This window comes from Amycolatopsis lexingtonensis (assembly GCF_014873755.1).
Classification (GTDB): Bacteria; Actinomycetota; Actinomycetes; order Mycobacteriales; family Pseudonocardiaceae; genus Amycolatopsis; species Amycolatopsis lexingtonensis.
Map to the genome: position 1 here is coordinate 7,364,998 of NZ_JADBEG010000001.1, position 25,486 is coordinate 7,390,483.

The following is a 25,486-nucleotide window of genomic DNA, read 5'->3' on the forward strand; positions in this document are numbered from 1 at the left end:
ACCCTGTGGAACTGGCTGCGCGGTGTGCGGTGGCCGGCCGCCTCCCGGAAGCCGCTGCCCTGTCTGCCCACCGGGGTGAACCCCTTGTCCGCCCTGCGTCGGCTGACCTCCGCGTGGCGGCTGGCCGCCGGGTGGAAGCTGTCCGCCCTGCGGTCGGCCAGTCCGTTGGCCACCCTGCAACCCAGGTGGCGGCCCACCCAGCGGCGGCTGCCCACCCTGCATCATCCGGCGCGGATCCGGCATCCGCGGCTGCTCTCCACCGCGAGACGGCATCGGACCCTGACCACCGCCCGGCATACCCGCCGGCGGGGGCGGCGTGAACCCGCCCGGAGACTGCGGCGACCCACCGCCCTGAACCGGCGCCGGCCCGGCATCCGCCGCGAAGGGCTGGTTCTGGCCGCCCGTGAAACCCGCTGCCCCGACGTTGTCCTGCGGACGTCCGGCGTTCTGGCGTCCGAGCTCCGGGCCCGCTCCTGGGGGCGGCGCCATGCCGTAGCCGCCCTGGGATTCCGCTGCCGCTCGATGCGATTCGGCTTGGTGCGCGACCGGTGCCGGGTTCGGGGCGCTTTCCGCGCGTTGCCGCACTTCAGGCTCCGACGCGGCATCTGCCCGCGCCGCGGGTTCCGACGGCGCCTCCCGCCGCGGCTCCTCGGTCCGCGACTCGGGCGCGGACGATGGCTGCTCCTGGCGCACCTCCGGTTCGGAACTCCGCGATTCAGGCGCGGACTCCTGCCGACTCTCAGGTTCCTCGGCCCGCGATTGGGGTGCCGACTCACTCCGCGTCTCAGGCGCCGCCTCACGCCGAGCTTCGGGCTGCTCGCCTCGCGATTCGGGCGCCGATTCACGCTGGGGCTCGGGCTGCTCGCCCCGTGATTCGGGTGCTGACTCGCGTCGAGTCTCGGTCTGCTCGCCGCGCGTTTCAGGCGCCGACTCATGCTGCTCGCCGCGCGATTCCGGTGCCGACTCACCTCGACCCTCGGCCTGTTCGCCGCGCGACTCGGGCGCCGACTCACCTCGACCCTCGGTCTGCTCGCCGCGTGATTCCGGTGCCGACTCACCTCGCCCCTCGGGCTGCTCGCCCCGCGACTCAGGCCCAGACTCCTGCCGACCCTCAGCCTCCGAACTCCGCGACTCAGCCGAATCAGACCCGGAATCCGACTCCGACCGCGGAATGTTCGCCTCGTGAACCGAGTGCAGCTGCTCCTTCGCACCCCCGACGGCACCCCCGACCGCCCCGCTCGAAGCGCCCATCAGCAGCTGCTCCGGCGTCAATGACCCGAGATCCCCGGTAACCGCCGCCTGCCCGACCGTCTGCGCGACACCCTCGACCGCGCCCCGCGCCCCCGCCCGCATGGCGGCGTCCGCGACCTGCCCACCAGCACTGTGCGACAACCCCTCCGTCGCCCCGCGCCCGATCGACCCCGAAGCCGCACCCACGACGCCGCCGACCGCGCCCGAGATCGCCGCGTCGGACGTCTTCGACCAGTCCCAGTCCTTGCGGTCGCCCTTCGCCATCTGCAGGCCCTGGATGCCCGCGTCCATGCCGAGATTGATGGCCTCGTTCTTGAGGACCTCCATGCCGATCTTCTTGAGGCCCTGCTTGAGCAGCTTCTCCAGCAGCTCCTTCGCGAGCTGCTTGAACCCCTGCTGAGCCAGCTTCTCGAGCAGCTGCCGGAACAGCATCTGCACGGTCATCCGGGTCGCGATCTGGGCCGGCGCGATACCCGCCGTCGACCCGCCGAACGTGACCGCCGCCGCCGCGATCATGGCCGCGATCTGGGCGGCCAGGATGATCAGCGAGATGATGATCATGTACTTCGTGTACTCGACGTCCAGTGCCGTCTGATCACACGAATCGCCGAGGGCTTTCGCCGCGTCGGCCAGTTGCTTGAAGTACGCCTCGTCGCCCTCGACGAACTTCTTCCACTGCTCGGCGAACGCGTCCGCGCCGTCGCCGGTCCAGTTGTCGCGGATGCCGGACGCCGCCTGGTTGCCCGCTTCGGACGCCGGCCCGATCGCCGTCGACGCCGTGTGCCACGCGTCGCGCAGCGCGCGCAGCTTGGTCTCGTCGCCCTCGGGCCAGCTCTCCCCGACGACGATCGGCAGCAGCCACTTGACCGCGTCGGGCATCTCCATACCCACGCGTCATTGCCCCTTGCTCAGCTGGGACGTCACGTCTTCGTCGGCGCCCGAGAGGGCCTTCATCGACTTGGCGACGTTCTGCTGCATCCCCCGCAACCCCTGCACGAGGTTGGTGAACCCCTCGACGGCGCCCTGCGCGCCCGGCACGTAGTCCTTCGCGAACTCCTTGCCGGAGTCGTCGTTCCCCCAGCACTCGCCCTGCGCGGCGAGCGCGCTCTGCAGCGCCTTGACCGCGTTGTCGAGTCCGTCCGCGGCCGTGACCAGGCCGTTCGACGCGCGCAGGACCGCGTCGGGTTCCGCGGTGAAGCCGGATCCCCCCTCCGGCATCAGTCGCCCCTCGTCATCCAGGACGACGGCGGCTCCTCGTCCACGTCGTCACGCGGCGGGCGGACGCGCTTGGGCGCGGGCTTGGGGGCCGGCATCGGCGGCGGCGGAGCCTGCTCGTTGCGCAGGATGGACCCGCCCTCTTCGAACGATTCCGGGCGCGGCGCGGGCGCTTCTTCTTCGACGAATTCGGGGATCTGCGGCACGAGCCCGGCCAGCGACGGCGCGCCCTCGACCAGGTCGGCGAGGTCGGGCAGGCCTTCGGTGATCGGCGCCATCAGGTCCGCGATCTTCTGCTTGACCTGCAAGGACCCTTGCCGCACCAGCGTCTGGACGGTGGTGGCGAGCTGGGCGGGAGTCGTGCGCTCGAAGGTGGTCGGGGCGAATTCGAGCTTCGCGAGGCTGCCACCGGCGTCGATCGTGGCCCGGACCAGGCCGTCGGGCGAGCTCACCTGCGCGGTGGTCTCGGCCGCCGCGGCCTGGGCGTCGCGCAGCTGCGCGGTCTGCCGCTCGAAGTTCTCCAGGAGGGTGTCCATCTGGTCCTTCATCGCGGCATTGCGTGCTTCGAGCCGTGCACGGTCGTCGCCCGCGGTGGTCACAGGTGCCCCCGATGTCCCTCGAACCTACTAATGATTGCTCGTCACCCTAATGCCAATGGAGCAGTCATCGTGACCGGTTCGGGTCTTTGCGTCAGCGAATCGCGCGCCGCCGGGCCAGCGCGTACCCGGCCCCGCCGACGAGGTAGCAGGCCGTCGCGGCGATGAGCAGGCCCGGCGCGCGGCCGTCGTCCGGCACGACGAGCGCGCCCAGCGAAACCGCCGCCACCTGCGTGATGTTGAAGAGCGTGTCGTACAGCGCGAACACCCGGCCGCGCGCCTCGTCGGCGACGTCGAGCTGGATCGACGAGTCGACGCAGAGCTTGAGCACCTGCCCCGCCCCGGTGATCACGAACGACGCGAGCAAGGCCAGCGGCAGCACCATCGGCAGGCCCAGCGCGGCCTGCGCGATCGCGGCCAGCAGCAGCGAGCCGAGCACCGCGCGCAGCCGGCCGAACTTGCGGACGATCCGCGCGGTCAGCAGCCCGGCCAGCAGCAGGCCGGTGCCGGCGAGCGCGGCCATCTGCCCCAGCCCGGGCAGGCCGGCGCGGAAGATCCCGTGGTCGGTGAAGTAGTTCCGCATCAGCAGCACGGTGACCAGCAGCGACACCCCGAACGACGCCCGGTGCGCGAACAGCGCGATGAACCCGGCCGTGACGCTGGGGGCCCGCCAGGCGTGGCGGGCACCGTCCGCCAGCCCGCGCGCGACGGCCAGCACGGGGTTCGGCGGCTCGTCGACCACGGACGGTCCGAGCACGCCCCTGGCGAAACCGCGCGCGATCAACGCCGAGACCAGCGTGCCGAGGACGGCGAACGCCGTGGTCTCGGCCGAGCCGACGTCGTTGCTGCCGAAGAGCGCGCGCAGGCCGATCGCGCACCCGCCGCCGATGACGGCGACCACCGAGCCGAGCGTCGTCGCGAAGGCGTTCGCCGTCACCACGCTCTCCGCGCGCACGACGTGCGGCAGCGACGCCGACAGCCCGGAGCCGATGAAGCGTGAGATGCCTTCCGCGGCCAGTGCCAGCGAAAACAGGCCGAGCCCGCCGAAGCCGAGCCCCACGGCCGCCGACGCAGCGACGATCGCCAGCCCGCGAAGCAGGTTCGCGAAGATCAGGACGCGACGGCGGTCCCAGCGGTCCAGCAGCGCGCCCGCGAAAGGCCCGACGACCGAGTACGGGAGCAGCAGCGCGGCGAACCCGCCCGCGATGGCCAGCGGGTTGGCACCGCGCTCGGGGTTGAACAGGACGGCGCCGGCGAGCCCGGCCCGGAAGACGCCGTCGCCCCAGCTGGCGGCGAAGCGGGTGAAGAGCAGACGTCGGAAGTCCGGGTCCTTCAACAGCTCCCGGGGGCCCTGTCGGCTGGTCTCGGCACCGGTGCTGATCGTCACGGAGCCAGCGTAGTAGGTGGCCGGCGCACTGAGGTCGCCTCTCGGCGGCTATGCGCAGTGTGGCTCCAGCCGGACGGTATTCCACAAAGGCGGTTCTTCAGTGAGCCCGGGGGACACGGAGTGCGCCGGCCACATGTTTCAAACGAGGCTGCTGGGGCGATTGTTCCCGAGCCGAAGTAATTCGCCGGGCCAGAGGTGAGATCATGGGTCGCGTGCCAGCGGACGCCGAGGTTGAGCCGGGAACGCTCCTGGTCGCCGCCCCCACGATGGTCGACCCCAACTTCAAGCGGACCGTGGTGTTCGTCATCGATCACCGTGACGAAGGCACGCTCGGCGTGGTCCTGAACCGGCCGAGCGACGTCGCCGTGCACGACGTGCTGCCCAACTGGGGCGGGCACGTCGCCGAGCCGCAGGCGGTGTTCGTCGGCGGGCCGGTCGAGAAGAAGACGGCGCTGTGCCTGGCCGCGCTGCGCACCGGCGAGACGGCGGCGAGCGTGCCGGGCGTGATCGCGGTCCGCGGGCCGGTCGCGCTGGTCGACCTGGACACCGACCCCGAGGCGCTGGTGCCGAAGGTCCGCGGCGTGCGCGTCTTCGCCGGCTACGCGGGCTGGGACTCGGGTCAGCTGGCGGGCGAGATCGAGCGCGACGACTGGGTCATCGTGCCCGCGCTGCCGAGCGACATCCTGGCCTCGCCCAACGGCGACCTGTGGAGCCAGGTGCTGCGCCGCCAGGGCATCCCGCTGGCGCTACTGGCCACCCACCCGGGCGACCTCCAGCGGAATTAGGCCTCTTCCTTCTTGAAGACGCCGCAGCCACCGGCGCCGCACGCGCATCCGCTGCAGCCGGCGGGCGCCGCCGGAGCCGGTGCGGGCACGGTCAGCGCGGCCCGGCTGCCGAGCACGCCGCCGCCCATGACCAGCACGAGCATCGCGAGCACGCCCGCGAGCGCGGCCGAAACCAGCAGACCGGTCGTCGGCATCGCCAGCCCCGCCAGCCCGGCGAGCACGGCGATCGCGCCCCCGGCCATGGTCGGCAGTCCCGCGACGCGGTTGGCCAGCTTGAACGCCTCTTCACTGCGCAACGCCGCCTGCGTGCGCACCCCGGTGCCGCCTTCGCGCGTCAAGCGCTCTCGGAACCCGAGGAACCCACCAAAACCGACGAGCAGACCCAGCACGACCGGAACCAGCGCGATAGCGAACACGGGTCAAGGATAAGCGTGACGTCCCGGCAACCTGCCGGATACCCTGATCGACTGTGCTACAGGCCATGTCACCGCGTGTACTGCCCACCGTCCTGGCCGCTGCCCTGATCGGGGGAATCCTCGCCGCCGCGCCGGCGAGCGCCACCGAGAGTCACCAGCGGCCCATCCGGTTGCTCGGCGAGACGATCGTCCCGAACGCCCTGCAGTTCCAGGGCACGACGGTCGGCGGCCTGTCCAGCATCGACTACGACCCCCGCACCGGCGGTTACGCGCTGATCTGCGACGACCGGTCGGCGATCAACCCTGCCCGCTTCTACACCGCGACCTTCCCGGTGTCCGCGAACGGCGTCGGCCCGGTGACCTTCACCGGCACGAAGCCGTTCCTGCGCCCCGACGGCACGCCGTACCCGCCGCTCGCGCAGAACGACCCGGCGAAGCCGCAGAACGAGCAGACGATCGACCCGGAAGAGCTGCGCGTCGACCCGTGGACCGGCGGCTACTACTGGTCGCAGGAGGGCGAGCGCACCGCGACGACGTTGATCGACCCGTCGATCCGCGAGGCGCGCCGCGACGGCGAATACGTCCGTGACCTGCCGATCCCCGCGAACGAGAAGATGACGCCGACGGCGGGCCCGCGGCAGAACCTCGTCCTCGAGGGCATCACCTTCACCGGGTACGGCTCGCTGCTGGCCAGCGAGGTCGAGGGCCCGCTGCTGCAGGACGGCCCGGAGGCGACGACGACCACCGGCGCGCTGTCGCGGATCACCCTCCAGTCGCGGTTCGGCCCGGTCCTGGCGCAGTACGCGTACCCGCAGGAGCCCCTGTTCGCCGCGCCGGTGCCGCCGACGGCGTTCGCGACGACCGGCGTCTCCTCGGTGCTGGCCGCCGACCAGGCCGACCCGACGAAGTTCCTCATGATGGAGCGCTCGTTCAGCACCGGCGTCGGCAACAAGGTGCGCGTCTACGAGATCGACACGTCGGGCGCGACGAACGTCCTGAACGTCAAGTCCCTGGCCGACGCCAAGCACGTCAAGCCGGTGAAGAAGCGTTTCCTCTTCGACGCGGCCGACCTCGGCTTGTCCACAGTAGACAACCTCGAGGGCATGACCTGGGGCCCGAAGCTGCCGAACGGGGAGCGCAGCTTGATCTTGGTCAGCGACAACAACTTCTCCGCGACCCAGGTCACCCAGTTCGCCGCACTGGCGGTCCCCTCCGAACGGCTTTGACCAGCAAGTTACGATGTGCACATGAACACGGCTCGGCTGCTCCTTAGCCTGCCGCGCTGACCGGGCCCGGCCCGGCCGGTGCGGCGACCCCTCATGCCCTGGTGGCTGAGGGGTCGAGTTGTTTCTGGAGCGGCTCGAAACGAAGGAAGACGTCATGACTGAGGCGACAGGGACCGACGTCCCGGCGCACCGCTACACGGCCGCGCTGGCGGGTCAGATCGAGCAGCGCTGGCAGGACCACTGGGCCGACCAGGGGACCTTCCACGCGCCGAACCCCGTCGGGCCGCTCGCCGTCGAGGGGCAGCCGGTGCCCAGCGACAAGCTGTTCGTCCAGGACATGTTCCCGTACCCGTCGGGCTCCGGCCTGCACGTCGGGCACCCGCTGGGCTTCATCAGCACCGACGTCTTCGCCCGGTACCACCGGATGATCGGGCGCAACGTGCTGCACACGATGGGCTTCGACGCCTTCGGCCTGCCGGCCGAGCAGTACGCGGTCCAGACCGGGCAGCACCCGCGCAAGACCACCGAGGAGAACATCCGGACCTACCTGCGCCAGATCCGGCGCCTGGGCCTGGGCCACGACGAACGCCGTCGCATCTCCACGATCGACCCTGAGTACTACCGCTGGACGCAGTGGATCTTCCTGCGGATCTTCAACTCCTGGTACGACACCGAAGCGGGCAAGGCGCGGCCGATCGCCGAGCTGGAAGCCGCGTTCGCGGACGGCTCCCGGCCGACGCCGGCCGGCCGTGAGTGGGCGGCGCTGAGCGCGTCCGAGCGGAAGAAGGTGATCGACGACCACCGGCTGGTGTACATCTCCGAAGCGCCGGTCAACTGGTGCCCGGGCCTGGGCACCGTGCTGTCGAACGAAGAGGTCACCGCCGACGGCCGCAGCGAGCGCGGCAACTTCCCCGTCTTCCGCCGCAACCTGCGGCAGTGGATGATGCGGATCACCGCGTACGCCGACCGCCTGGTCGACGACCTGGACCTGCTGGACTGGCCGGAGAAGGTCAAGTCCATGCAGCGGAACTGGATCGGCCGCTCGCACGGCGCGCGCGTCACGTTCAAGGCGGGCGAAGACGCGATCGAGGTCTTCACCACCCGGCCGGACACGCTGTTCGGCGCCACCTACATGGTGCTGGCGCCGGAACACCCCCTGGTCGACAAGCTGACCGCGGCCGCGTGGGCCGAAGGCGTCGACGAGCGCTGGACCGGTGGTGCCGCGACGCCCGCCGAGGCGATCAAGGAGTACCGCGTCGCGGCGTCGCGGAAGTCCGAGCTGGACCGGCAGGAGAACAAGGAGAAGACCGGCGTCTTCACCGGCGCGTACGCGACGAACCCGGTCAACGACAAGCAGATCCCGATCTTCGTCGCCGACTACGTGCTGATGGGCTACGGCACCGGCGCGATCATGGCCGTGCCCGGCCAGGACGTCCGCGACTGGGAGTTCGCCGAGAAGTTCGGCCTGGAGATCATCCGGACCGTGCAGCCGTCGGAAGGCTTCGACGGCAAGGCGTTCACCGGCGACGGCCCGGCGATCAACTCGAGCTTCCTGGACGGCATGGACGTCGCCGAAGCCAAGAAGACGATCATCGACTGGCTGGCCGAGAAGGGCGCCGGCACCGGGACCGTGCAGTACAAGCTGCGCGACTGGCTGTTCTCGCGCCAGCGCTATTGGGGCGAGCCGTTCCCGGTCGTCTACGACGAAAACGGCGAGGTGCACGCCGTTCCGGAGTCGATGCTGCCGATCGAACTGCCCGAGGTCGCCGACTACTCGCCGGTGACGTTCGACCCGGAGGACCGCGACTCGATGCCGTCGTCGCCGCTGGCGCGCGCGACCGACTGGGTCGAGGTCGAGCTGGACCTGGGCGACGGCCCGAAGAAGTACCGCCGCGACATCAACACGATGCCGAACTGGGCGGGCTCCTGCTGGTACCAGCTGCGCTACCTGGACCCGACCAACTCCGAAACGTTCTGCGCGCCGGAAAACGAGCAGTACTGGATGGGCCCGCGGCCCGGCGAGTACGGCGCGGACGACACCGGCGGCGTCGACCTGTACGTCGGCGGCGTCGAGCACGCGGTGCTGCACCTGCTGTACTCGCGGTTCTGGCACAAGGTGCTGTTCGACCTGGGCCACGTGACGTCCAAGGAGCCGTACCGGAAGCTGTTCAACCAGGGCTACATCGAGGCGTATGCGTACACAGACGCGCGCGGTGTCTACGTCCCGGCCGAGCAGGTCGAGGAGCGCGACGGGAAGTACTTCTTCAACGGCGAAGAGGTCACCCAGGAGTACGGCAAGATGGGCAAGAGCCTGAAGAACGTCGTCACGCCGGACGAGATGGCCGAGAACTACGGCGCCGACACGTTCCGGTTCTACGAGATGGCGATGGGCCCGCTGGCCATGTCGCGCCCGTGGGCGACGAAGGACGTCGTTGGCGCGCACCGGTTCCTGCAGCGGCTGTGGCGCCTGGTCGTCGACGAGCAGACCGGCGAGCTGCGAGTGTCCACTGAGGACGCTTCGGAGGCGGACCGCAAGGTGCTGCACAAGACCATCGCGGGCGTCCGCGAGGACTACGCGGAGATGCGGTTCAACACGGCCGGCGCGAAGCTGATCGAGCTGAACAACCACGTCACCAAGGTGTACGGCGCGGCCGCGTCGACGCCGCGCGAGCTGGCCGAGCCGCTGGTGCTGATGCTGGCGCCGCTGGCCCCGCACCTGGCGGAGGAGCTGTGGCACCGGCTGGGCCACGTGGATTCGCTGGTGCAGGGCCCGTTCCCGGTGGTGGACGAGAAGTACCTGGTCGAGGACTCGGTCGAGTACCCGATCCAGGTCAACGGCAAGGTCCGCTCGCGGGTCACGGTCGCGGCTTCCGCGTCGCAGGACGAGGTCCAGGCGGCGGCGCTGGCGGACGAGAAGGTGGCGGCGATGGTCGGCGACGGCGCGCCCCGCAAGGTGATCGTGGTGCCGGGACGGCTGGTCAACATCGTCCTGTAGCGCCGTGTCGGAAAGCCGCCGGTAGTTCGCGGTCATCCCCGATTTGATTGAGCAGTCAACGAAAACGGCTCGATCGAAGGAGAACCGGGGATGACCCTCGACGGCAAGGTGGCACTGGTGACGGGCGGCAGCCGCGGCATCGGAGCGGCCACGGCACTGCGGCTCGCCGAGGACGGCGCCGACGTCGCGCTGACGTACGTGAACAACGCCGCGCGGGCGGCCGAGGTGGTCGACGAGATCAAGGCCCTCGGCCGCCGCGCGCTGGCGATCCAGGCGGACTCGGCGGACGTCGCGGCGGTTTCGGCCGCCGTTTCGGCTGTGGTGGCCGAGTTCGGCCGGCTGGACGTGCTGGTGAACAACGCGGGCGTGGGGTTCGTGGGCGCGTTCGACGAAACCGCGTTGGAAGACGTCGACCGCGTGCTGGCGGTGAACGTCCGCGGCGTGTTCGCGGTGACCCAGGCCGCGACCGGCGTCCTGAGCGACGGCGGCCGCGTGATCACGATCGGCAGCTGCGTCACGGACCGCGTGCCCGGCCCGGGCATGGCGCTGTACGCGACCAGCAAGGCGGCGATGGTCGGCCTGACCAAGGCACTGGCGCGGGAGCTGGGGCCGCGCGGCATCACGGTCAACCTGGTCCACCCGGGCCCGACGGACACGGACATGAACCCGGCCGACGGCCCGTACGCGGCCGACCAGCGCGCGCTGACGGCGTTCGACCGCTACGGCAAGCCGGCCGAGGTGGCAGCGGCGGTCGCCTACCTGGCCTCACCCGGCGCCGAGTACGTGACGGCGGCGGTGCTGTCGGTGGACGGCGGCCACGCGGCCTAACCGGAGTAGAGCCCGATCTCCCGGGCGAGGTCGATGAGCATGGCCTCGAACAGGACGTCCGGCTTGGACATGGGGATCGGGTAGTTGCCGAAGACCTCGAGCGTGACGTGCCCGTAGAGCCGGGCCCAGAACTGGATCATCAGGTACGTCACGCCGAGGTCGATCTTCTCCACCGGCACGCCCTGGTCGGACTCGACGAGCACGGTGACCAGCGATTCCTGGAACGTCTTGAGGTCGTCACGCAGCTCGTCGGGCACCCCGCTGGACGACGGGAGAACGATGTCGTGCCGCGCGAGCACCCGTCCGGCGGCGGCCAGGAAGATCCGCCCGAACGGCTCGTCGACCCGGCTCAGCGCACTCCCGGCGGTCGATCCCACGCCCCCGGTCGGCGAGGCGAAGACGAGGGTGAATTCCTTCGTGTGGGTGAGCGCCCACCGCCGGAACCCCTTGCAGATGGCGAACAGCTGCAGCATCCCGTCGTCCGGCAGCTCGGCGATCTCCTCGGCGAGGTCGTCGGCCAGATCGGCGCAGACGTCCAGCCGCAGGTTCTCGACGAGGTCGTCACGGGACTCGTAGTACCGGTAGAGCGCGGGCGCGGTGATCCCCAGCTCCCGCGCGATGGCGCGCAGGGTGACCGCCTCCGGCCCCTGCTCGACGAGCAGCTTCCTGGCGGTCCGCCGGATGTCCTGTTCGGTAGCCGCACGCGCGCGACCCCTCCGCGTGGGGTGGCTCATCCGAACAGTCTAGGTGCTTACTACGACAAGTCTTGCATTAACGCGATCTCCGTCGTAACGAAAAGGTGCAGCTCAGGCCCGCGCCTTGAGGTTGGTCAGCACCGTGTCGGCAACACCGCGCCCCAGCTGGCAGGCGTCCTTGCCGGCTTGAACCGCGGAGTCACCGATGCTCAGCGAGACCGAGTACGCCAGCTCATCGGAGATACCGACGACGATCACACACGTTCGGTTGTCGGTCGACCCCACGTCCACGTAGCCGACCGCGGGGTAACCCTGAACCGGCTCGAGGTCGTCGACCCAGCGCTTGGCCTTGGGCTTTTCGTTCTTGTAGGTGAGGCTGAGGCCTTCGTCGTTCTTGGTCTCGTAGATGACCAAGATGCCGGCGCTGCTCCCCGAGGTGCTGCCCCAGTCGCACATGGGGCCCAGCTCCGAGTCCTTCGGTTTCGGCGAACCGTGTTCTCCGAGGTAACCGGTCAGTTGGTCGGCGGTGAAGGCCGAATCGCAGGGACTGCCCTCCAGCACCTTGGCGGGCAGGGGGTCCGTCACCTTGGGAGCACCGCTGTTCGGCAGTTCCGTGCTGCTGGTCGGCGCCGCCGACGCGGTGCCGGGTGTGCGCCGTTCACCAGTGCACGCTGTGAGCAACGCCGTGCCGACGACCACCGCGGTGGCACCGACGAGAACCCGTCGAATCATTCGAGCGACCCCTTGATCGTTTTCGTCGAATCCGCGGCTTGCTGGTCAGCCGCTTCGGTGATGCCGAGGGCTTGACTCAATCGCCGGATCAGTTCCTTGTAGTAGTCGAGCTGGTATTGCAGATGGCCCTGGTAGTAGCGCCCGGCTTCGTTGACCCCGTTCGGGCCGAGCACCGCCTGCCGGCTGACCGGCTCTTCCGCCGGCGGTTTCGCTTGGCTCAACCCTTCGGCGGCTCGCATCTGTTCGACGACGGTGTCCTTCTGCGCCTCGGCCTTCTTAAGCATCGCGCGCATCTCCGAGCTGCTCATCGCGAACCCCTGCCCACCAGCAGGCCGCGCCGCCGCGCCACTCGGCATGTCCGTCGCCCAGAAGCCGATCCCGCTGAAAAACGAACCCGTCATCGTCCTCCCCCCAACCCGTTCAGGGTCGCGTACAGCACTTCGGTCAGCGCACCCCGGGTCCCCGGCTGGAAGGTGACCATCCGCTCGCGCCCCGGATACACGTACGTCAGCACCCGCCCGGTCCCGGCGACGTCCACCGCGGTGATCGGCGCGCTGCGAGAACCGCGATTGACGGCGTAGCACTGGTGCAGCCCCGTCCGCCGCGCGGCCATCAGCCGGCGGGCCCACGGCAACGGGTCCCGCCCCCGGTCGGCGGTCGGGTCGTCGAGGTCGTACGACTCCTCTGTCGCCCGGCCCGAGAACCGCGCCTCCGGAATCGACACCGCCGAAATCCGCGCCGGCGGCACCGGCGGCAGCACGTCCACCAGCGACTCCGCCAGCCGCGACGGTTCCACGACGTCGATCCGAATCGTGTCCTCCTTCCGGACGAGTCGGAGCGCGTCCGGCCCGGAGGCGGACACGAGCACCGAGCCCGACTCGTCCGCTTCGATGTCGCCCAGCCACGCCGTGAACTGGTGCGCGCCCTTCGCCAGGACGCGCAGGACGTCGCGGAACTCCCGCGTCAACGTGCCGCCCGCCGCGAGCCGGAGGGATGCCAGGACGTCGAGGACCTGCTCCTCGAGCCGCTTGCGGGTCTCGTCGCCGAGCCAGAGGTTGTCGGCGCCGAGGACCGCGGGCGGTGGGCCGTGGCGTTCCCACTCCCACGCGGTGAGCAGGGCGGCCTTGGGCAGGAAGATCACAGCCCGATCACCGGGGGCACCGTCCGCTCGTCGGAGCCGCCGAAGATGCTCTCCGGATCCGCCTCCACCAGGTAGGACGCGCGCTGGTGCTCCGCGTCCTCCTCACCCTTGCCGCCCTTGGCGCCCTGGCCCATGCCGCCCATCCCCGGTGAGCCCGGCTTGCCCGCCGCGCCACCGCGGACGCCCCCGGCCGCGCCGGGACGTCCTTCGCCGGGGAGGCCGGCTCCGGTCGCCGCGCCCGGACCGCGGGCACCCGCGCCGGTGCCGCTGCCGCCGCCACTCGCACCGGACGACGAGCCCGGCCCGAAGCCGCCGCCACCAGGGCCGAACCCCGGTCCGAACCCCGGCCCGAAGCCGGGACCGGATCCACCGCCGGGACCCGAGCCGGGGCCGAAGCCCGTCCCCGGTGGCTGGTAGCCCGGCGGGTACTGCGTCGACGGCGGCACGAAACCCTGCGCCCGAACGCTGTCGTCCACGCCGGACGGGTGCGATCCCGGCGGCGTGACCTGCCCCGGCGGTATGACCTGACCCGGCGGTGGTGGCTGGACGACCGGCGGGTGGACCGTCGGCGGCGGCTGCACCTGGGACCCGATCGACCGGTCGTCGCCGCCACCGGTCGTCGTCCGCTTCCGCGGCGGCGGTTCGACGGGCTTCTTCGGGTCCTGCACCGTGAAGTCGCCGCCGGTGTACTCGCGGAGCTGGCCGTAGTCGATCGTCCGGGCCGCGGTGTTCGAGCTGGACTGCTGCGAATACGCGGTGTACCGCTCGACGTTCTCCTGGGCCTTCTGGTTGTACTGGTTGATCTTGTCTTCGGTGTCGGTGTCCCACGGCGTCGCGACGTCCCAGGCGCTGCGCGTCGGCGGCTGGTCGGTGACGTCCTGGTGCAGCGAGTTCTTCATCTGGTGGAACTGGTCGATCTGCGTCTGGGCCAGCGTCGAGTTGCGGTCCAGCGTCGTGGACGCCGAGGCCGCCGACGCCGTCAGCGGCTGGAGCCGCTCGCGGGCCGCGTCCGAAGCGCCGCCTGTCCACGCGGACTCGAGACCGGAAGTCAGCTCGCGCGTGCCCTGCTCGAGCTGCCGCTGGTAAGCCGACTGGTCGACGCCCGCCTGGTGCACCTTCTGCAGCGACTCGGTGCCGGGACCGGTCATCACGGCCTGGACCAGCTGGCCGGGTGTCAGCCCGGAAGCCTGCGGGTTCGCCGCCCCGGTGCCGGTCTGCGAGCCGACGTAGGCACCCGCGACCGCGCCGGGAATGCCGCCCGCGAGCAGGCCGACGCCCGCGCCCTCCAAGACGTTGCCGAGCCGCTCGCCGCCCGACTGGACGGCGTGCGCGATCTCCGACCCGACGTGCTTGGCAGCGTCGAGCATGTCGCCGAACAACCCCACCGAACAGCGCTCCCCTCGCGTTCGATCTCCCCTCTTGCGTCACGGACAATACCCCACCGGTTACCGGCTGTGCGAAGAATCGACCAGGTCAGGCGATCGCACCTACCGGCGCGCCAGCGGCCGCAGCACCCACATGCACACGACGGTCATGCCGAGCGCGGCGAAGAAGTGCACGACCCACGCCCCGATCAGCGAGGGCCCGCCCCAGGACCCGGCGGCCCCGGCCTCGGTCCAGAAGAACCCGAAGGTCGCGATCCGGCCGACGAGGTACCAGATCAGCAAGGCGATCGGGAACGACGCCACGCAGGCCGGCAACGCCCCCGGTTTCGGCTCGGCGCCGAGCCACCGCCGCGCGAGCCGCGTCCGCGCTTTCGGACCGGCCAGGTACGCGGGCAGCGCGAGGAGCCCGTAGATCGTCCGCTTCCAGTCGGAGATGTTCATGGAAAAGCACGCTACGAGCCGCTGACCAGCGTGAACACCGGGCTTACCGCCCGGAAGGGTGGGGAAAACCGGAAGTCCGCCGAATCTGTCGGACCGGTGTGCCACACTCGGTCGCCGTACGGTTACCGACGTGAACGGGGAGGTTCGCGTGTCGAATCCTGAGCAACTGATCGCGGACTTCGAGTCCCGGATGGCGGAGTCCCAGCGCAAGGCCGAGCGAATGGTCGGCGAGATCGAAGCGGTCTCGGTTTCCGAGCGCAGCAAGGACGGCCAGATCGGGGTGAAGGTCGACCACGCCGGGAACCTCGTCGATCTGGAGATCGGCTTGAGCGTGCGGGACAAGCCGGACCTCGCCGGAGAGATCCTCCGCACCGTCAAGGCGGCCCAGAGCAAACTCGCCGCGGCGATGCGCACCGGCGTCACCGACCCGGTCGGGCCCGAGGTGATGAACCAGCTGGTCAGCCGCCTCGAGCAGGCGTTCCCGGCACCTGAACCGGAAGGCTTCACCCCGCCACCGGCTTCGCCTCGCGACTATGGCGACCGGTTCGTGCCGGAAGAGGAGCGGCAGGCGGCTCCGGCACCGAAACCGCCGCCGCGCGCGCCGCGCCCGTCGTCCGAAGGTCACGACGACGACTACTTCAGCGACGGCGATTATCTGCGCTGACGCGCGGGCGAGGGAGGGGGAATCATGGCCGGACCAGGCGGCCCTGGCTTCGCGGTCGACCCGCAGGAGCTGCAGAAACACCGCGAGAACATCGAGGCGATCACCGACCGGATCGACAAGTGCAAGGAAGCCGCCCGCGCGACCGAGCATCCCGAAGCGTTCGGCCTGCTCGGCATCCCGCTCGCGGCGATCTGCGCGATCGCCCAGCAGGTGGCGGAGATCGCGATCGAATCGGCGTCGACGTCGTCGTACGACCATTCGACCCGCATCCAGCTCTGGCAGCAGCTGAAGGAAGCCGACGAAGCGGAGTTCAAGGACCTGTTCAAGGTGGAGGACTGAGCTGTGGCCGACAACCCGTTGATCAAGACGGACGCGGCGGACGACCGCAGTGCGCTCGAAGGCGCCGGTCTCTTCCAGGACTTCTGGGACGCGGGCACCGCCGTCGCCGACGGCAACTGGACCGAAGGCCTGGTGAACGCGGCGTTCGGGGCAGGCGGGATCGCGGAACTCGTCGCGGATCCGATCGGGACACTGGCTTCGGCCGCCGTCGGGTGGGCGATGGAGTTCTTCCCGTGGCTGAGGGAGCCGCTCGACTGGCTCACGGGCGATCAGGTCGCCCTGGAGAACATGGTCGGGACCTGGGAGAACGTTGGCAAGGAACTGGAGAAGATCAGCACCGACCTCCAGGACACCGTCAAGAAGGACAGCGCGGGATGGGAAGGCGCCTCGGCGGACGCTTATCGCGCCTTCGCCGAAGATCGCGCGGCGACGTATGCCGGCGTGGCGACCGGGGCCAACGCGATCTCGAAGCTGGTCGACATCTGCAAAACGATCTTGAGTGTCGTGCGCTCGATCGTGCGTGACCTCATTTCCGAATGCGTCGGGAAGCTCATCAGCATCGCCTGCCGCTACCCCGGTCCGGCCCTGCCGGCGGGTATGGCCACCGAGGGCACCGCGGAAGCCGTCAAAACCGGCAGCAAGTGCATGGAGTGGATCAAGAAGCTGCTGAAGGCCTTCAAGAAGGCGCAGGAGCTGTTCCACCGCATCAGTGACATCTTCCGGCGGGTCAAGGGCGCGCTGAAGCGTGGCGCGGAAAGCCTGCCCGGCCCGCTGAAGAAGGTCGGCGGACTGATCAAGAACGAACCGCGCGATACCCGGACGTTCCTCGACAAGGTCCGCGAGGAACGTCCCGATCGCCGGAAGTGGAAGGACATCGTCTCGTCGGACAAGTCGATCGGCGAGAACCTCAAGGACGTCGGCAAGGAGTTCCGGGACGACGCCCGGGAGGAGTTCGGCGAGAAGTTCGGAGAGAACTTCCGCAAGGACTTGTGGGACGACGCCAAGAAGGAGTGGGGCAAGGAGTCACGGAAGAAGAAGGCCGAAGGGATCGACGACTGGACGAGCGGGGACGACGACGAGTCGACGGAGAAGCAGACGACCGTCCAGCCGCCGGTGTTCGAACAGCCGGGTTCGCAGCGGATTTCGGGGTCGATCGAGTGACCGCGCCGGACAGCGACCGTTTCGTCGTGTCGCGGACAGCCGGACGGCACTGGGTCCAGGCCGGGGTACTCCTCGCCATCGGCGCCGGGATCGTCTGGCTGGGTTTGTCGGCGTCACAGCAAAGCCCGCGAGTGGCCGGCTGCATCTTTGGCGGGGGCTTCGGGCTGCTGGGTCTGATCTTGGTCTTCCGCTCGCTACCCGAACCCGTGGTGAACGAGCTCGTTTTCGACGCGTCGGGAATCTCGCGCATCGTCGGCGGCGTCGTCTGGGCAGCGCGCTGGGACGAACTGGCAGCCGTCGCCGTTCCGGCCGAGCCGGGCCGCGAACACTCCTTCCGGGTCGTCCTCGAGCCGGCCGATCCCCGGTTCGCGGAGCGCCACCGAGGACTCACCCCGGTGGCCGGGGGTCAGTGGCTGGTACCCGGGATCACGCTGTCGGACACCGAAGCCGGCCGCGTCCGCGAGATCGCCGGCAAGTTCGCCGGAGTCGTCGAACGGCCGGTCACCCCGGTGGTGCCCGAGCCGGCACCTCCGTCGACCCGGGTGGACCGGTTCGTCCCCGTCGCGGCGACCGTGCCCGAGCTGGACCACGTGAGCATCCACGTCAACGGCTGGGACCGCCGGAAGGTGTGGTTCTTCGACTTCGCCATGGCCATGCTCGGCATCGGGGCGTACGTGGCAGCCGAGTTCGGGCCGCCCGGCTTCCTGCACACCATCTGCCGGATTCTGGGGGGCGCGGTCATCGTGCTCGCCGGTGTCGTCCACGCCTTCGAGTTCAACAGCCGCAAGCGCGAGCACCGAGCTGATCTGCGGCTGTCGAACGTGGGTTTCCGGTGGAAGACGTACTACCGGAAGTTCGAATTGGGCTGGCGCGAAGTCGCCGAACTCCGGCTCGCGAACGGTCACCTGGAGTTCCGGCCGACCGACCTCGATTTCCCGCTGCGCCACGGCGACGCCGAGGACCTTGCCCTGAGCGATGGCTGGTACCGCCTGCCGCGGCCGTTGAGCCCCGCGGCGGCGCGGAAGTTCGGCAGGTGCGCGCCCACCTTGCTGCCCCGCGACGTCGTGTTGACCGTCGGAGGGGGCGGGGCGCCGCCGACGCCGATCACTCGGGGGGCTACGTGATCGGCGCCGGCGACCCGATGCCCTGCCCGGCTCGCGCCGGTTGGGGCAACGTCACCACCACGTCGAGCGTGATGACGCACCTGGAGAGCGGGACCGGTCCGCGAAGTGACGGCCGGGGGACGGACATCCCCCGATCGAGTGACGGGCATCCGCTGCTCGCATGATTGTCGCACTCAGCCCCGGATAAGTTACAAAAACCTTCACTTTCCCCTTGCCCGCCGGTCCTGACCTGGCCCGGACCGGTTTCGTGGCACAGTGCGGACATGAACTCCGACGTGCTCGTTGTGGGATCCGCCAACGCCGACCTCGTCGTCGCGGTGGATCGGCGGCCGGGCGGTGGGGAGACCGTGCTGGGCGGGGACACCGTGCTCTCGCCGGGTGGCAAGGGTGCCAACACCGCGGTCGCCGCCGGCCGGCTCGGCGCGGACGTAGCGCTGCTCGGCGCCGTCGGCGACGATCCCTACGGCCGGTTGCTGCTCGGCTCGCTGCGCGCCGCCGGCGTCGACACCGGGCTCGTGCGCACCAGCGACCGGCCGACCGGGATCGCCTACATCACCGTCACGCCGGACGGCGAGAACTCGATCCTCGTCTCCCCCGGCGCCAACTCGAGCCTGGAACCCGGCGACGTCGACGCCGTCTTCGACGGGGTGGAGGTCGTCGTCCTTTCCCTCGAGGTGCCGTTGCCGACCGTCGAGCACGCTGTTGCGCGGGCCGCCGAACACGGCGTCAAGGTGCTGCTGAACCTGTCACCCGCGGCGAAGCTATCGCCCGCCACGCTGGCCAAGCTCGACGTCCTGCTGGTCAACGAGCACGAAGCCGCGTGGCTGACCGGGCCCGGCGGTGACTTCGGGAAGCTGCTCGGTCTCGGGCCACGGGCCGCCGTCGTCACGCTCGGGGCGGCCGGCGCGGTCGTCGTCGAAGCCGGCGGGCTCACCGAGATCGCGTCGCCGCAGGTCGAGGCGGTCGACACCACCGGCGCGGGGGACGCGTTCGCGGGTGCGCTCGCCGCGTCCCTCGCCGAGGGCGAAGACCTGGTCACGGCGGCCGGGCGCGCGGTGCGGGTCGCCGCCTTCAGCGTGACGCGGCCCGGTGCCCAGCCGTCCTACCCGACCGCCGCCGACCTGGGGGAATGATCGCGCCGCCGCGCGTGTTGCCCGTCACATGGGCGATTCGTTCGGTTCGGCCTGGTGGCGCGGCTACGCCGCCCAGCTGAGGGCGATCGCCGAGGCGAGACGGCCGGACCGCCTCGCGATCATGCCGCTCGCCGAAACGCTCCAGGCGCTCGGCAAGCAGACCGAACTCGACGAAGGCGTCTGCGACGTGCCGCTGGAGGGCGTCGTCGGCACGGTGGCCCGCGCCGGGGATTTCGACCGCGAGTTCCGGCCGCGCAACCGCGCGCTGCGCGAACGCTGGGAGCACCTGACGCGGACGTCGGCGGACCTGCCGCCGGTGCGGCTCGTGCGGCTGTCCGACATGTTCTTCGTCGAGGACGGCCACCACCGCGTCGCCATCGCGCGCGCCCGCGGTGCCCGGGTGATCCGCGCGCGGGTCCGCTGGATCAGCACGGTCGCCTGCGCGCTGCGCTGCCTGACGCTCGCCGACCTGCCGTCGAAGACCGCCGAGCGGATGTTCCTCGAGCGCGTGCCGCTGCCCGACGACGTCCGCCTCGGGCTGTGGCTCGACGACCCGGCCGACTGGTTCCGGCTCGCCGACTCGGCCGAGGCCTGGGGATTCCGCCGTATGCTGGCCGGACGGCCGGTCCGCAGCCGCGGCGAACTGGCCGAAGCGTGGTGGCGCGAGGAGGTCGGGCCGGTGCTCGAACAGGTCAAGCAACGCGGTTTGTGCCCGCCACCACGAGATATTCAGACGTATCTGAGCTATGGTCTAGACCATGTCTGACTCTCTGTCCGGGGTCGCCGTCAGCCCCGGCCGTGCCAGTGGTCCCGTCGTCCGCGTCGCGGAGCCGCTCGGCGAGCCCGCCGCCACCCCGGCTCCGGCCGATCCGGCCGCCGAGGCCGCCCGGATCGCGCCCGCCGCCACCGTCGTCGCCGGCCGCCTGGAGAAACAGGCCGAGACCGCGACCGGCGAAGCGGCGACGATCCTGATCACGACCGCCGCGATGGCCGCCGACCCCGCGCTCGCCGCACAGGCGGAACAGCTGGTCAAGACGCAGGGGCTGCCCGCCGCGCGCGCCGTCTACCAGGCCGCCGAGGGCTTCGCCGAAGCGCTGGCCGCGGCCGGCGGGTACATGGCGGAACGCGTCCGCGACGTCCGCGACGTGCGTGACCGCCTGATCGCCGAGCTGCTCGGCATCGCGCCCCCGGGCGTGCCCGAACTGACGTCGCCGGCCGTGCTGGTCGCCCGCGACCTCGCCCCGGCCGACACCGCGGGTCTCGACCCGGACAAGGTCCTCGCCCTGGTCACCGAGGAAGGGGGCCCGACCAGCCACACCGCGATCCTGGCGCGCGCGCTCGGCATCCCGGCCGTCGTCGCGGTGCGCGGGCTCCTGGCACTGGACGCGCAAGCGCTTGCGGTCGACGGCGACACGGGCGTGGTCGAGGTCGCGGACCCGTCGGCGCCGGTCGTCACGGCGACGGTCGCCCAGCTCGCCGAATGGAACGGCACGGGCGCGACGGCCGACGGCCACCGCGTGAAGGTCTACGGCAACGTCGGCTCCCCGGCCGACGCCCAGGCCGCGGCGGACGCGGGCGCCGAGGGCGTCGGCCTGTTCCGCACCGAGTTCTGCTACCTCGACGCCGCGGACGAGCCGTCGGTCGCCGACCAGCGCGCCGCGTACACCGCGGTGCTCGCCCCGTTCCGCGGCAAGCCGGTGATCGTCCGCACGCTGGACGCGGGCGCCGACAAGCCGCTGGCCTTCCTTTCCCCGGAAGCCGAGCCCAACCCGGCGCTCGGCGTCCGCGGGCTCCGCGTGGCGTTCGACCGCCCCGAGGTCCTCGACCGCCAGCTCGAAGCGATCGCGGGAGCGGCCGAAGACTCGGGCGCCGAGGTCTCGGTGATGGCCCCGATGGTCGCGACGGTCGAGGAAGCCGCCTGGTTCGCCGACCGCGTCCGCGCGGCGGGCATCCCCCGGGCGGGCGTGATGATCGAGATCCCGGCGGCGGCGCTGAGCGCCCGCGAGATCCTCGAGGCGGTCGACTTCGTCTCGGTCGGCACGAACGACCTGGCCCAGTACACCTTCGCGGCGGACCGTCAGCTCGGCGCGGTCGCGAAGCTCAACGACCCCTGGCAGCCGGGGCTGTTGCGCCTGCTGAAGCTGATCGGCGACGCGGCCAAGGCCACGGGCAAACCAGCGGGCGTCTGCGGCGAAGCGGCCGCGGACCCGCGCCTGGCTTTGGTCTTGGCGGGGTTGGGCCTGACGAGCCTGTCGATGAACGCCCCGGCGATCCGCACGGTCGGCGCCAGCCTCGCCGCGACGACGCTCGCCGAGTGCGAAGCCCTGGCCGAGGCCGCACTGGCCACATCGGACCCGGCCGCAGCCCGCGCGGCCGCTCGCCCCTGATCGGCGGGTAGCGAGGCGGCTCAGCAGCAGCTCGCCCGGTGGAGTGCGCGACTTCGCCGAGGCGAGCTGGCCCAACGCGCCCACCGACGTCCGAAACGCGCCGCGGCTCGCACCAGCCAAAAACCAACCAGACCCGCAGGGGCGCCCCCCACTTTCAGTTTATCGGTCATCACCGACCGTGCCGGGTTGTGCGAACCTGGGCGCACGGGGTTGTCCACATTGTTCGAGGGGTGTGGACAACCCCGGCCTACAAATCTCCCCGGGAATGTCGATCCCGGCTCCTCCCGCTCGACGAACAGGTGAAGAACCCAGTCGAGCCGAGAGGACCTCTCATGACCGCCACCATCTCCGCTCCGGTCGCCGAAGTCAGGGCCGGGCGCCGGGAGTGGGTCGGGCTGGCCGTGCTGGCCTTGCCGGCTCTGCTCGTCTCGCTCGACGTCTTCGTCCTCGTTCTCGCGCTGCCGAAGCTCGCCGTCAGCCTGCACGCCGACGGGACCGAACAGCTCTGGATCATGGACACCTACGGCTTCATGGTCGCCGGGTTCATGGTCACCATGGGGACGCTCGGCGACCGCATCGGGCGGCGGAAGCTCCTGCTGATCGGCGCCGCCGCCTTCGGTGTTGCCTCCGTCGTCGCCGCCTTCTCCACCAGTGCCGGGATGCTCATCGCCGCGCGGGCCGCGCTCGGGGTCGCCGGGGCGACGCTCGCTCCTTCGACGCTTTCGCTGATCGGGGCGATGTTCGTGAACCCGCGGCAGCGGGCCGAGGCGATCGGGATCTGGGCCGGGTGTTTCACCGTCGGGGCGATCGTCGGGCCGGTGGTCGGGGGCTTCATGCTGGAGCACTTCTGGTGGGGCTCGGTCTTCCTGCTCGGCGTTCCCGCCATGGTCCTGCTGCTGGTCATCGGCCCGAAGCTGCTGCCCGAATACCGCGACGAAACCGCCGGACGACTCGACCTTCCCAGCGTCGGGCTCTCGCTCGCCGCCATCCTGCCCGCCGTCTACGGCGTCAAAGAACTCGCTCGCGACGGCGTCCACCTCACCCCCGTGCTCGCCCTGATCGCCGGCGGCATCGTCGGGTACGTCTTCGTCAAGCGGCAGCGGATGCTCGAAGAGCCCCTCGTCGACTTCAGCCTCTTCGCGTCGAAGGCGTTCTGCACCGCGCTCGGCGGGATGCTCCTGTTCAGCGTGCTCGGCGGCACCACGATGCTGTTCGTCGCGCAGTTCTTCCAGATCGCGCAGCAGCTCTCGCCGGTGGGGGCCGCGCTCGGGCTGCTGCCGGGGATGGCCGCCTCGACCGTCAGCTTCCTCGCCGCGCCCGTGCTCGCTCGCCACATCAAGCCGCGGGTGCTGATCGCCGGTGGGGTCGCGCTCGCCGCGGCCGGGATGACCGTTCTGGCCTTCGTCGAGCCGGGCGGGGGTCCCGGCTGGCCCGCGCTCGGGTTCGCCGTGACGTCGCTGGGGGTCGGGCCGATGGTCGCGCTGGGGACCGATCTCGTCGTCGGCTCGGTTCCCGTGCGCAAGGCCGGGGCCGCTTCCGCGCTCGCGCAGACCGTCAACGAGTTCGGTTACTCGCTCGGTCTGGCGACCGTCGGGACGCTGGGCAGCGCCGTCGCCCGGTCCTACGGGCTCGCCAGCGGGCTGCACGTCGTCGCCGCGCTCGCCGCCGTCGCCTTCGCCGTGCTCGTGCGGTTCGTCGCGAAGAACCTGCGGACCGCCTGACTGACAAAGCGAAGGCCTCCCCGCCCGATGCCTGGGCGGGGAGGCCTCCTTGACGCCGGGGGCAGAGGGACCCCGGCTAGCCGAAGAGCCCGCGCCGCGGGTGCCGGATGACCAGCGAACCGCCGTGGACGCGGCCGCTCAGCACGTAGCGCGGGTTGCCCATGCGGCCGTTGCTGCGCGTCTTGTCCTCCATCGCGCCGAACTTGACGTCGCTGATCGAGTTGAGGTCCACCGCCGCGTGCTCGGGGATGATGATTTCGACCGAACCCCACTTGGCGTCCAGCTCGATGTGCACCACCGGCGACTGGACCTGGGCCTCGGTGAAGTCCAGCTTCGTCGACCCGTACTTGTTGCGGACGACCAGCTCGGACGGCACCACCCACGGGCCGCCGCGGTGCAGCGAGGAGTACTTCGCGTTGAGCTCGAACCGCCGGCCCGGCGCGTAGCCCACCGGCGGCGGCGCGTACGCCGGAGCGGCGGCGACGGCCGCGGCCGGGTGGTACAGGCCCGCGAGGTCGGCCAGCACCGCGTTCAGCTCGCCGCGTGTCCTCGAAGCCAGCGCGCGGTCGGTCCGCTCGGTGAACTCGTCGAGGTCGATCATGCCGCGGCCGATCGCCTTCTGGAGCACGCCGACGACGTGTTCGCGCTCGTCGTCGGAGACCCGCAGATCGCGCTCGCTCAACGGCTTGGTTTCGGTGGCCCGCTCGGCCGCCGCGTTCTCTTCCTCGCCCATGGTCCTGATGGTAGAACCGGTTTTCACCGCGCAGATCGGGGGAAAACCCTGAACGGACCCGTAGTTCGCGGTGCCGCCGTCTGCGCGGCGCTGGTCCTCCTGTCCGGGTGCACCGGCGAAGACGCCCCGCCGCCACCGCCGTCGACCACGGCCACCCCGGCACCCACGACTCCTCCGCCGCTGCCGGAAGGCCTCACCGGCGTGCGCGCGACCGGCGGGATCGGGGTCACGGCGCTGCTCCCCACCGCCGGCCCCACCCTCTTCGACGCCGACCGTGGTACCGCCGCCACGCCGCCCGGCTACCCCGGGGGTGACGTCGGGCTGAGCGTGCTCCGGGTCGGGAAGAGCGCCGTCCTGACCGCGTACCCGCTCGACACCCACAACACCGAGCCGTTCGAAATCCTCGGCTACACCGGCCCGTCGACCCCGCCGCGGTCCCTCGGCCGCGCCTGGTCGGTCGCGCCGGACGCCGCCGGCGAGGGCGTCTGGCTGATCCGGCAGGACGCGCCGGACGACTGCCGGCTCGAGCACGTCCCACTGGCCGGTGGCGAGCCCGACCGGGGCCAGTCCGCCAGCTGCCGCACCCAGGTCCGCGCCGAAACCGCGCACGGCCTGCTGATCACCATCAACTCCGGCACCGCCGAGTCCACCGACGCGCTGATCGACCCGGCGACCGGCCGCACGGTCGAGCAGGCGCCGCGCATCCTCGCCGTCGCCGGGGACCGGATGCTGCTCGACGGCCTGACCGACCTCACCCTCGTCGACCTGCGCGATCGGGGCCGCAAGCAGCTGAGCAGGCCGTCGATCGGCGGCCAGCCGACCGTCGTCGCTTCGCGTGAGGGCAGCTTGATCGCGGTCGACTTCGCGAACGCGGCCTACCGCGGCACGAGCACGCAGGTCCGGGACGTCTGGCTGCTCCGCACGGAGACGCTGACCTGGGAACACGCCCCGGGCATGCCGTACGTGACCGAGCACCTCAAGCGCAACGGCGGTCTCGACTGGACCGAGCACGGCGACCTCGTGCTCGCCGACGGCGTCATCGGGGCCTGGCACCCCGGCGAGCCGCGGTGGCGCCTCGGCGCGGCCACGCTCCCGTCGAGCGACTGGTCGGGCCTCGCCGTCCTCCCGTGA

At 70.9% G+C, this 25,486-nt stretch carries 24 protein-coding genes and 1 pseudogene; 13 read left to right on the forward strand and 12 right to left on the reverse strand.

The window, feature by feature from the left end:
• Positions 1-1,752: 1,752 nt before the first annotated feature.
• The 4 genes and pseudogenes from H4696_RS51605 to H4696_RS33960 form a co-directional block, all read right to left on the reverse strand.
• Positions 1,753-2,136: pseudogene (locus H4696_RS51605) on the reverse strand (WXG100 family type VII secretion target); the annotation flags it as partial.
• Between the two features lie 9 nt (positions 2,137-2,145).
• Positions 2,146-2,469 (reverse strand): WXG100 family type VII secretion target, encoded by a 324-nt coding sequence (locus H4696_RS33950; RefSeq protein ID WP_086858146.1) that lies wholly within the window; start codon positions 2,467-2,469, stop codon positions 2,146-2,148.
• The gene (locus H4696_RS33955) at positions 2,469-3,014 is read right to left on the reverse strand and encodes a YbaB/EbfC family nucleoid-associated protein (RefSeq protein ID WP_086858165.1); all 546 of its coding nucleotides are present in this window, start codon (positions 3,012-3,014) and stop codon (positions 2,469-2,471) included. Before H4696_RS33955 ends, H4696_RS33950 begins: the two co-directional genes overlap by 1 nt.
• 142 nt (positions 3,015-3,156) lie before the next feature.
• Complete coding sequence (locus H4696_RS33960; RefSeq protein WP_086858166.1) at positions 3,157-4,443, reverse strand: MFS transporter; 1,287 nt, start codon at positions 4,441-4,443, stop codon at positions 3,157-3,159.
• 209 nt (positions 4,444-4,652) lie between these two features.
• Between H4696_RS33960 and H4696_RS33965 the strand changes: the two genes are divergently transcribed.
• Positions 4,653-5,234, forward strand: coding sequence for a YqgE/AlgH family protein (locus tag H4696_RS33965; RefSeq protein WP_169734908.1), 582 nt, complete (start codon positions 4,653-4,655; stop codon positions 5,232-5,234).
• Here H4696_RS33965 and H4696_RS33970 read toward each other — a convergent pair.
• Entirely contained in the window at positions 5,231-5,650 is a 420-nt protein-coding gene (locus H4696_RS33970) for an SdpI family protein (RefSeq protein ID WP_086858147.1), read from the reverse strand. The genes H4696_RS33965 and H4696_RS33970 overlap by 4 nt on opposite strands.
• Before the next feature lie 65 nt (positions 5,651-5,715).
• Between H4696_RS33970 and H4696_RS33975 the strand changes: the two genes are divergently transcribed.
• The 3 genes from H4696_RS33975 to H4696_RS33985 all read left to right on the forward strand — a co-directional run bounded on the left by H4696_RS33975 (position 5,716) and on the right by H4696_RS33985 (position 10,699).
• Positions 5,716-6,876 (forward strand): esterase-like activity of phytase family protein, encoded by a 1,161-nt coding sequence (locus H4696_RS33975; protein WP_086858148.1) that lies wholly within the window; start codon positions 5,716-5,718, stop codon positions 6,874-6,876.
• A gap of 154 nt (positions 6,877-7,030) precedes the next feature.
• Positions 7,031-9,871, forward strand: a complete 2,841-nt coding sequence (gene leuS, locus H4696_RS33980) for a leucine--tRNA ligase (RefSeq protein WP_086858149.1) — start codon at positions 7,031-7,033, stop codon at positions 9,869-9,871.
• 90 nt (positions 9,872-9,961) lie between these two features.
• Positions 9,962-10,699 (forward strand): 3-oxoacyl-ACP reductase family protein, encoded by a 738-nt coding sequence (locus H4696_RS33985; RefSeq protein ID WP_086858150.1) that lies wholly within the window; start codon positions 9,962-9,964, stop codon positions 10,697-10,699.
• On the opposite strand, the gene H4696_RS33990 is transcribed toward H4696_RS33985, so the two are convergent.
• From H4696_RS33990 to H4696_RS34015, 6 genes are all read right to left on the reverse strand, one after another.
• Entirely contained in the window at positions 10,696-11,433 is a 738-nt protein-coding gene (locus H4696_RS33990) for a TetR/AcrR family transcriptional regulator (RefSeq protein WP_086858151.1), read from the reverse strand. The two genes, H4696_RS33985 and H4696_RS33990, sit on opposite strands and share 4 nt — an antisense overlap.
• 72 nt (positions 11,434-11,505) lie before the next feature.
• Positions 11,506-12,093 (reverse strand): DUF3558 domain-containing protein, encoded by a 588-nt coding sequence (locus tag H4696_RS33995; RefSeq protein WP_249026917.1) that lies wholly within the window; start codon positions 12,091-12,093, stop codon positions 11,506-11,508.
• A gap of 29 nt (positions 12,094-12,122) precedes the next feature.
• Positions 12,123-12,527: a hypothetical protein gene (locus H4696_RS34000; protein WP_086858153.1), complete on the reverse strand. Its 405-nt coding sequence runs from the start codon at positions 12,525-12,527 to the stop codon at positions 12,123-12,125.
• Complete coding sequence (locus H4696_RS34005; RefSeq protein ID WP_086858154.1) at positions 12,524-13,267, reverse strand: ESX secretion-associated protein EspG; 744 nt, start codon at positions 13,265-13,267, stop codon at positions 12,524-12,526. The genes H4696_RS34000 and H4696_RS34005 overlap by 4 nt, the downstream gene beginning before the upstream one ends.
• The gene (locus tag H4696_RS34010) at positions 13,264-14,652 is read right to left on the reverse strand and encodes a hypothetical protein (protein WP_086858155.1); all 1,389 of its coding nucleotides are present in this window, start codon (positions 14,650-14,652) and stop codon (positions 13,264-13,266) included. Before H4696_RS34010 ends, H4696_RS34005 begins: the two co-directional genes overlap by 4 nt.
• A 102-nt stretch (positions 14,653-14,754) precedes the next feature.
• Positions 14,755-15,093 carry a hypothetical protein gene (locus H4696_RS34015; protein WP_086858156.1) on the reverse strand — a complete coding sequence of 113 codons (339 nt, stop codon included), beginning with the start codon at positions 15,091-15,093 and terminating at the stop codon, positions 14,755-14,757.
• A 148-nt stretch (positions 15,094-15,241) separates the two neighbouring features.
• Here H4696_RS34015 and H4696_RS34020 point away from each other — a divergent pair, with 148 nt between their 5' ends.
• From H4696_RS34020 to H4696_RS34055, 8 genes are all read left to right on the forward strand, one after another.
• On the forward strand, positions 15,242-15,757 hold the full coding sequence (locus tag H4696_RS34020) for a YbaB/EbfC family nucleoid-associated protein (protein ID WP_086858157.1): 516 nt from the start codon (positions 15,242-15,244) through the stop codon (positions 15,755-15,757).
• 24 nt (positions 15,758-15,781) lie between these two features.
• Positions 15,782-16,096, forward strand: coding sequence for a hypothetical protein (locus H4696_RS34025; protein ID WP_086858158.1), 315 nt, complete (start codon positions 15,782-15,784; stop codon positions 16,094-16,096).
• Positions 16,097-16,099: 3 nt separating this feature from the next.
• Positions 16,100-17,257, forward strand: coding sequence for a WXG100 family type VII secretion target (locus H4696_RS34030; RefSeq protein WP_086858159.1), 1,158 nt, complete (start codon positions 16,100-16,102; stop codon positions 17,255-17,257).
• A gap of 26 nt (positions 17,258-17,283) precedes the next feature.
• On the forward strand, positions 17,284-18,381 hold the full coding sequence (locus H4696_RS34035) for a hypothetical protein (protein ID WP_143265015.1): 1,098 nt from the start codon (positions 17,284-17,286) through the stop codon (positions 18,379-18,381).
• Between the two features lie 263 nt (positions 18,382-18,644).
• A complete protein-coding gene (locus H4696_RS34040) occupies positions 18,645-19,514 on the forward strand; it encodes a ribokinase (protein WP_086858161.1) in 870 nt (289 codons plus the stop codon).
• Positions 19,515-19,542: 28 nt separating this feature from the next.
• Entirely contained in the window at positions 19,543-20,280 is a 738-nt protein-coding gene (locus H4696_RS34045; RefSeq protein ID WP_086858162.1) for a hypothetical protein, read from the forward strand.
• Complete coding sequence (gene ptsP / locus H4696_RS34050) at positions 20,273-21,901, forward strand: phosphoenolpyruvate--protein phosphotransferase (RefSeq protein ID WP_086858163.1); 1,629 nt, start codon at positions 20,273-20,275, stop codon at positions 21,899-21,901. Before H4696_RS34045 ends, ptsP begins: the two co-directional genes overlap by 8 nt.
• Positions 21,902-22,233: 332 nt before the next feature.
• Complete coding sequence (locus H4696_RS34055; protein ID WP_086858164.1) at positions 22,234-23,622, forward strand: MFS transporter; 1,389 nt, start codon at positions 22,234-22,236, stop codon at positions 23,620-23,622.
• Between the two features lie 76 nt (positions 23,623-23,698).
• Here the strand turns inward: H4696_RS34055 and H4696_RS34060 are convergent, their stop codons facing one another.
• Positions 23,699-24,355, reverse strand: a complete 657-nt coding sequence (locus H4696_RS34060) for a DUF1707 SHOCT-like domain-containing protein (protein ID WP_192782681.1) — start codon at positions 24,353-24,355, stop codon at positions 23,699-23,701.
• Between the two features lie 201 nt (positions 24,356-24,556).
• Between H4696_RS34060 and H4696_RS34065 the strand changes: the two genes are divergently transcribed.
• A complete protein-coding gene (locus H4696_RS34065) occupies positions 24,557-25,486 on the forward strand; it encodes a hypothetical protein (RefSeq protein ID WP_338078707.1) in 930 nt (309 codons plus the stop codon).

Excerpts from the sequence above, each read along its gene's own strand:
- H4696_RS33950 (WP_086858146.1), bottom strand. The coding sequence starts at position 2,469 with ATGCCGGAGGGGGGATCCGGCTTCACCGCGGAACCCGACGCGGTCCTG.
- H4696_RS33955 (WP_086858165.1), bottom strand. The coding sequence starts at position 3,014 with ATGAAGGACCAGATGGACACCCTCCTGGAGAACTTCGAGCGGCAGACC.
- H4696_RS33965 (WP_169734908.1), top strand. The coding sequence starts at position 4,653 with ATGGGTCGCGTGCCAGCGGACGCCGAGGTTGAGCCGGGAACGCTCCTG.
- H4696_RS33975 (WP_086858148.1), top strand. The coding sequence starts at position 5,716 with ATGTCACCGCGTGTACTGCCCACCGTCCTGGCCGCTGCCCTGATCGGG.
- leuS (WP_086858149.1), top strand. The coding sequence starts at position 7,031 with ATGACTGAGGCGACAGGGACCGACGTCCCGGCGCACCGCTACACGGCC.
- H4696_RS33985 (WP_086858150.1), top strand. The coding sequence starts at position 9,962 with ATGACCCTCGACGGCAAGGTGGCACTGGTGACGGGCGGCAGCCGCGGC.
- H4696_RS33990 (WP_086858151.1), bottom strand. The coding sequence starts at position 11,433 with ATGAGCCACCCCACGCGGAGGGGTCGCGCGCGTGCGGCTACCGAACAG.
- H4696_RS34000 (WP_086858153.1), bottom strand. The coding sequence starts at position 12,527 with ATGACGGGTTCGTTTTTCAGCGGGATCGGCTTCTGGGCGACGGACATG.
- H4696_RS34015 (WP_086858156.1), bottom strand. The coding sequence starts at position 15,093 with ATGAACATCTCCGACTGGAAGCGGACGATCTACGGGCTCCTCGCGCTG.
- H4696_RS34025 (WP_086858158.1), top strand. The coding sequence starts at position 15,782 with ATGGCCGGACCAGGCGGCCCTGGCTTCGCGGTCGACCCGCAGGAGCTG.
- H4696_RS34040 (WP_086858161.1), top strand. The coding sequence starts at position 18,645 with ATGAACTCCGACGTGCTCGTTGTGGGATCCGCCAACGCCGACCTCGTC.
- H4696_RS34045 (WP_086858162.1), top strand. The coding sequence starts at position 19,543 with ATGGGCGATTCGTTCGGTTCGGCCTGGTGGCGCGGCTACGCCGCCCAG.
- ptsP (WP_086858163.1), top strand. The coding sequence starts at position 20,273 with ATGTCTGACTCTCTGTCCGGGGTCGCCGTCAGCCCCGGCCGTGCCAGT.
- H4696_RS34055 (WP_086858164.1), top strand. The coding sequence starts at position 22,234 with ATGACCGCCACCATCTCCGCTCCGGTCGCCGAAGTCAGGGCCGGGCGC.
- H4696_RS34060 (WP_192782681.1), bottom strand. The coding sequence starts at position 24,355 with ATGGGCGAGGAAGAGAACGCGGCGGCCGAGCGGGCCACCGAAACCAAG.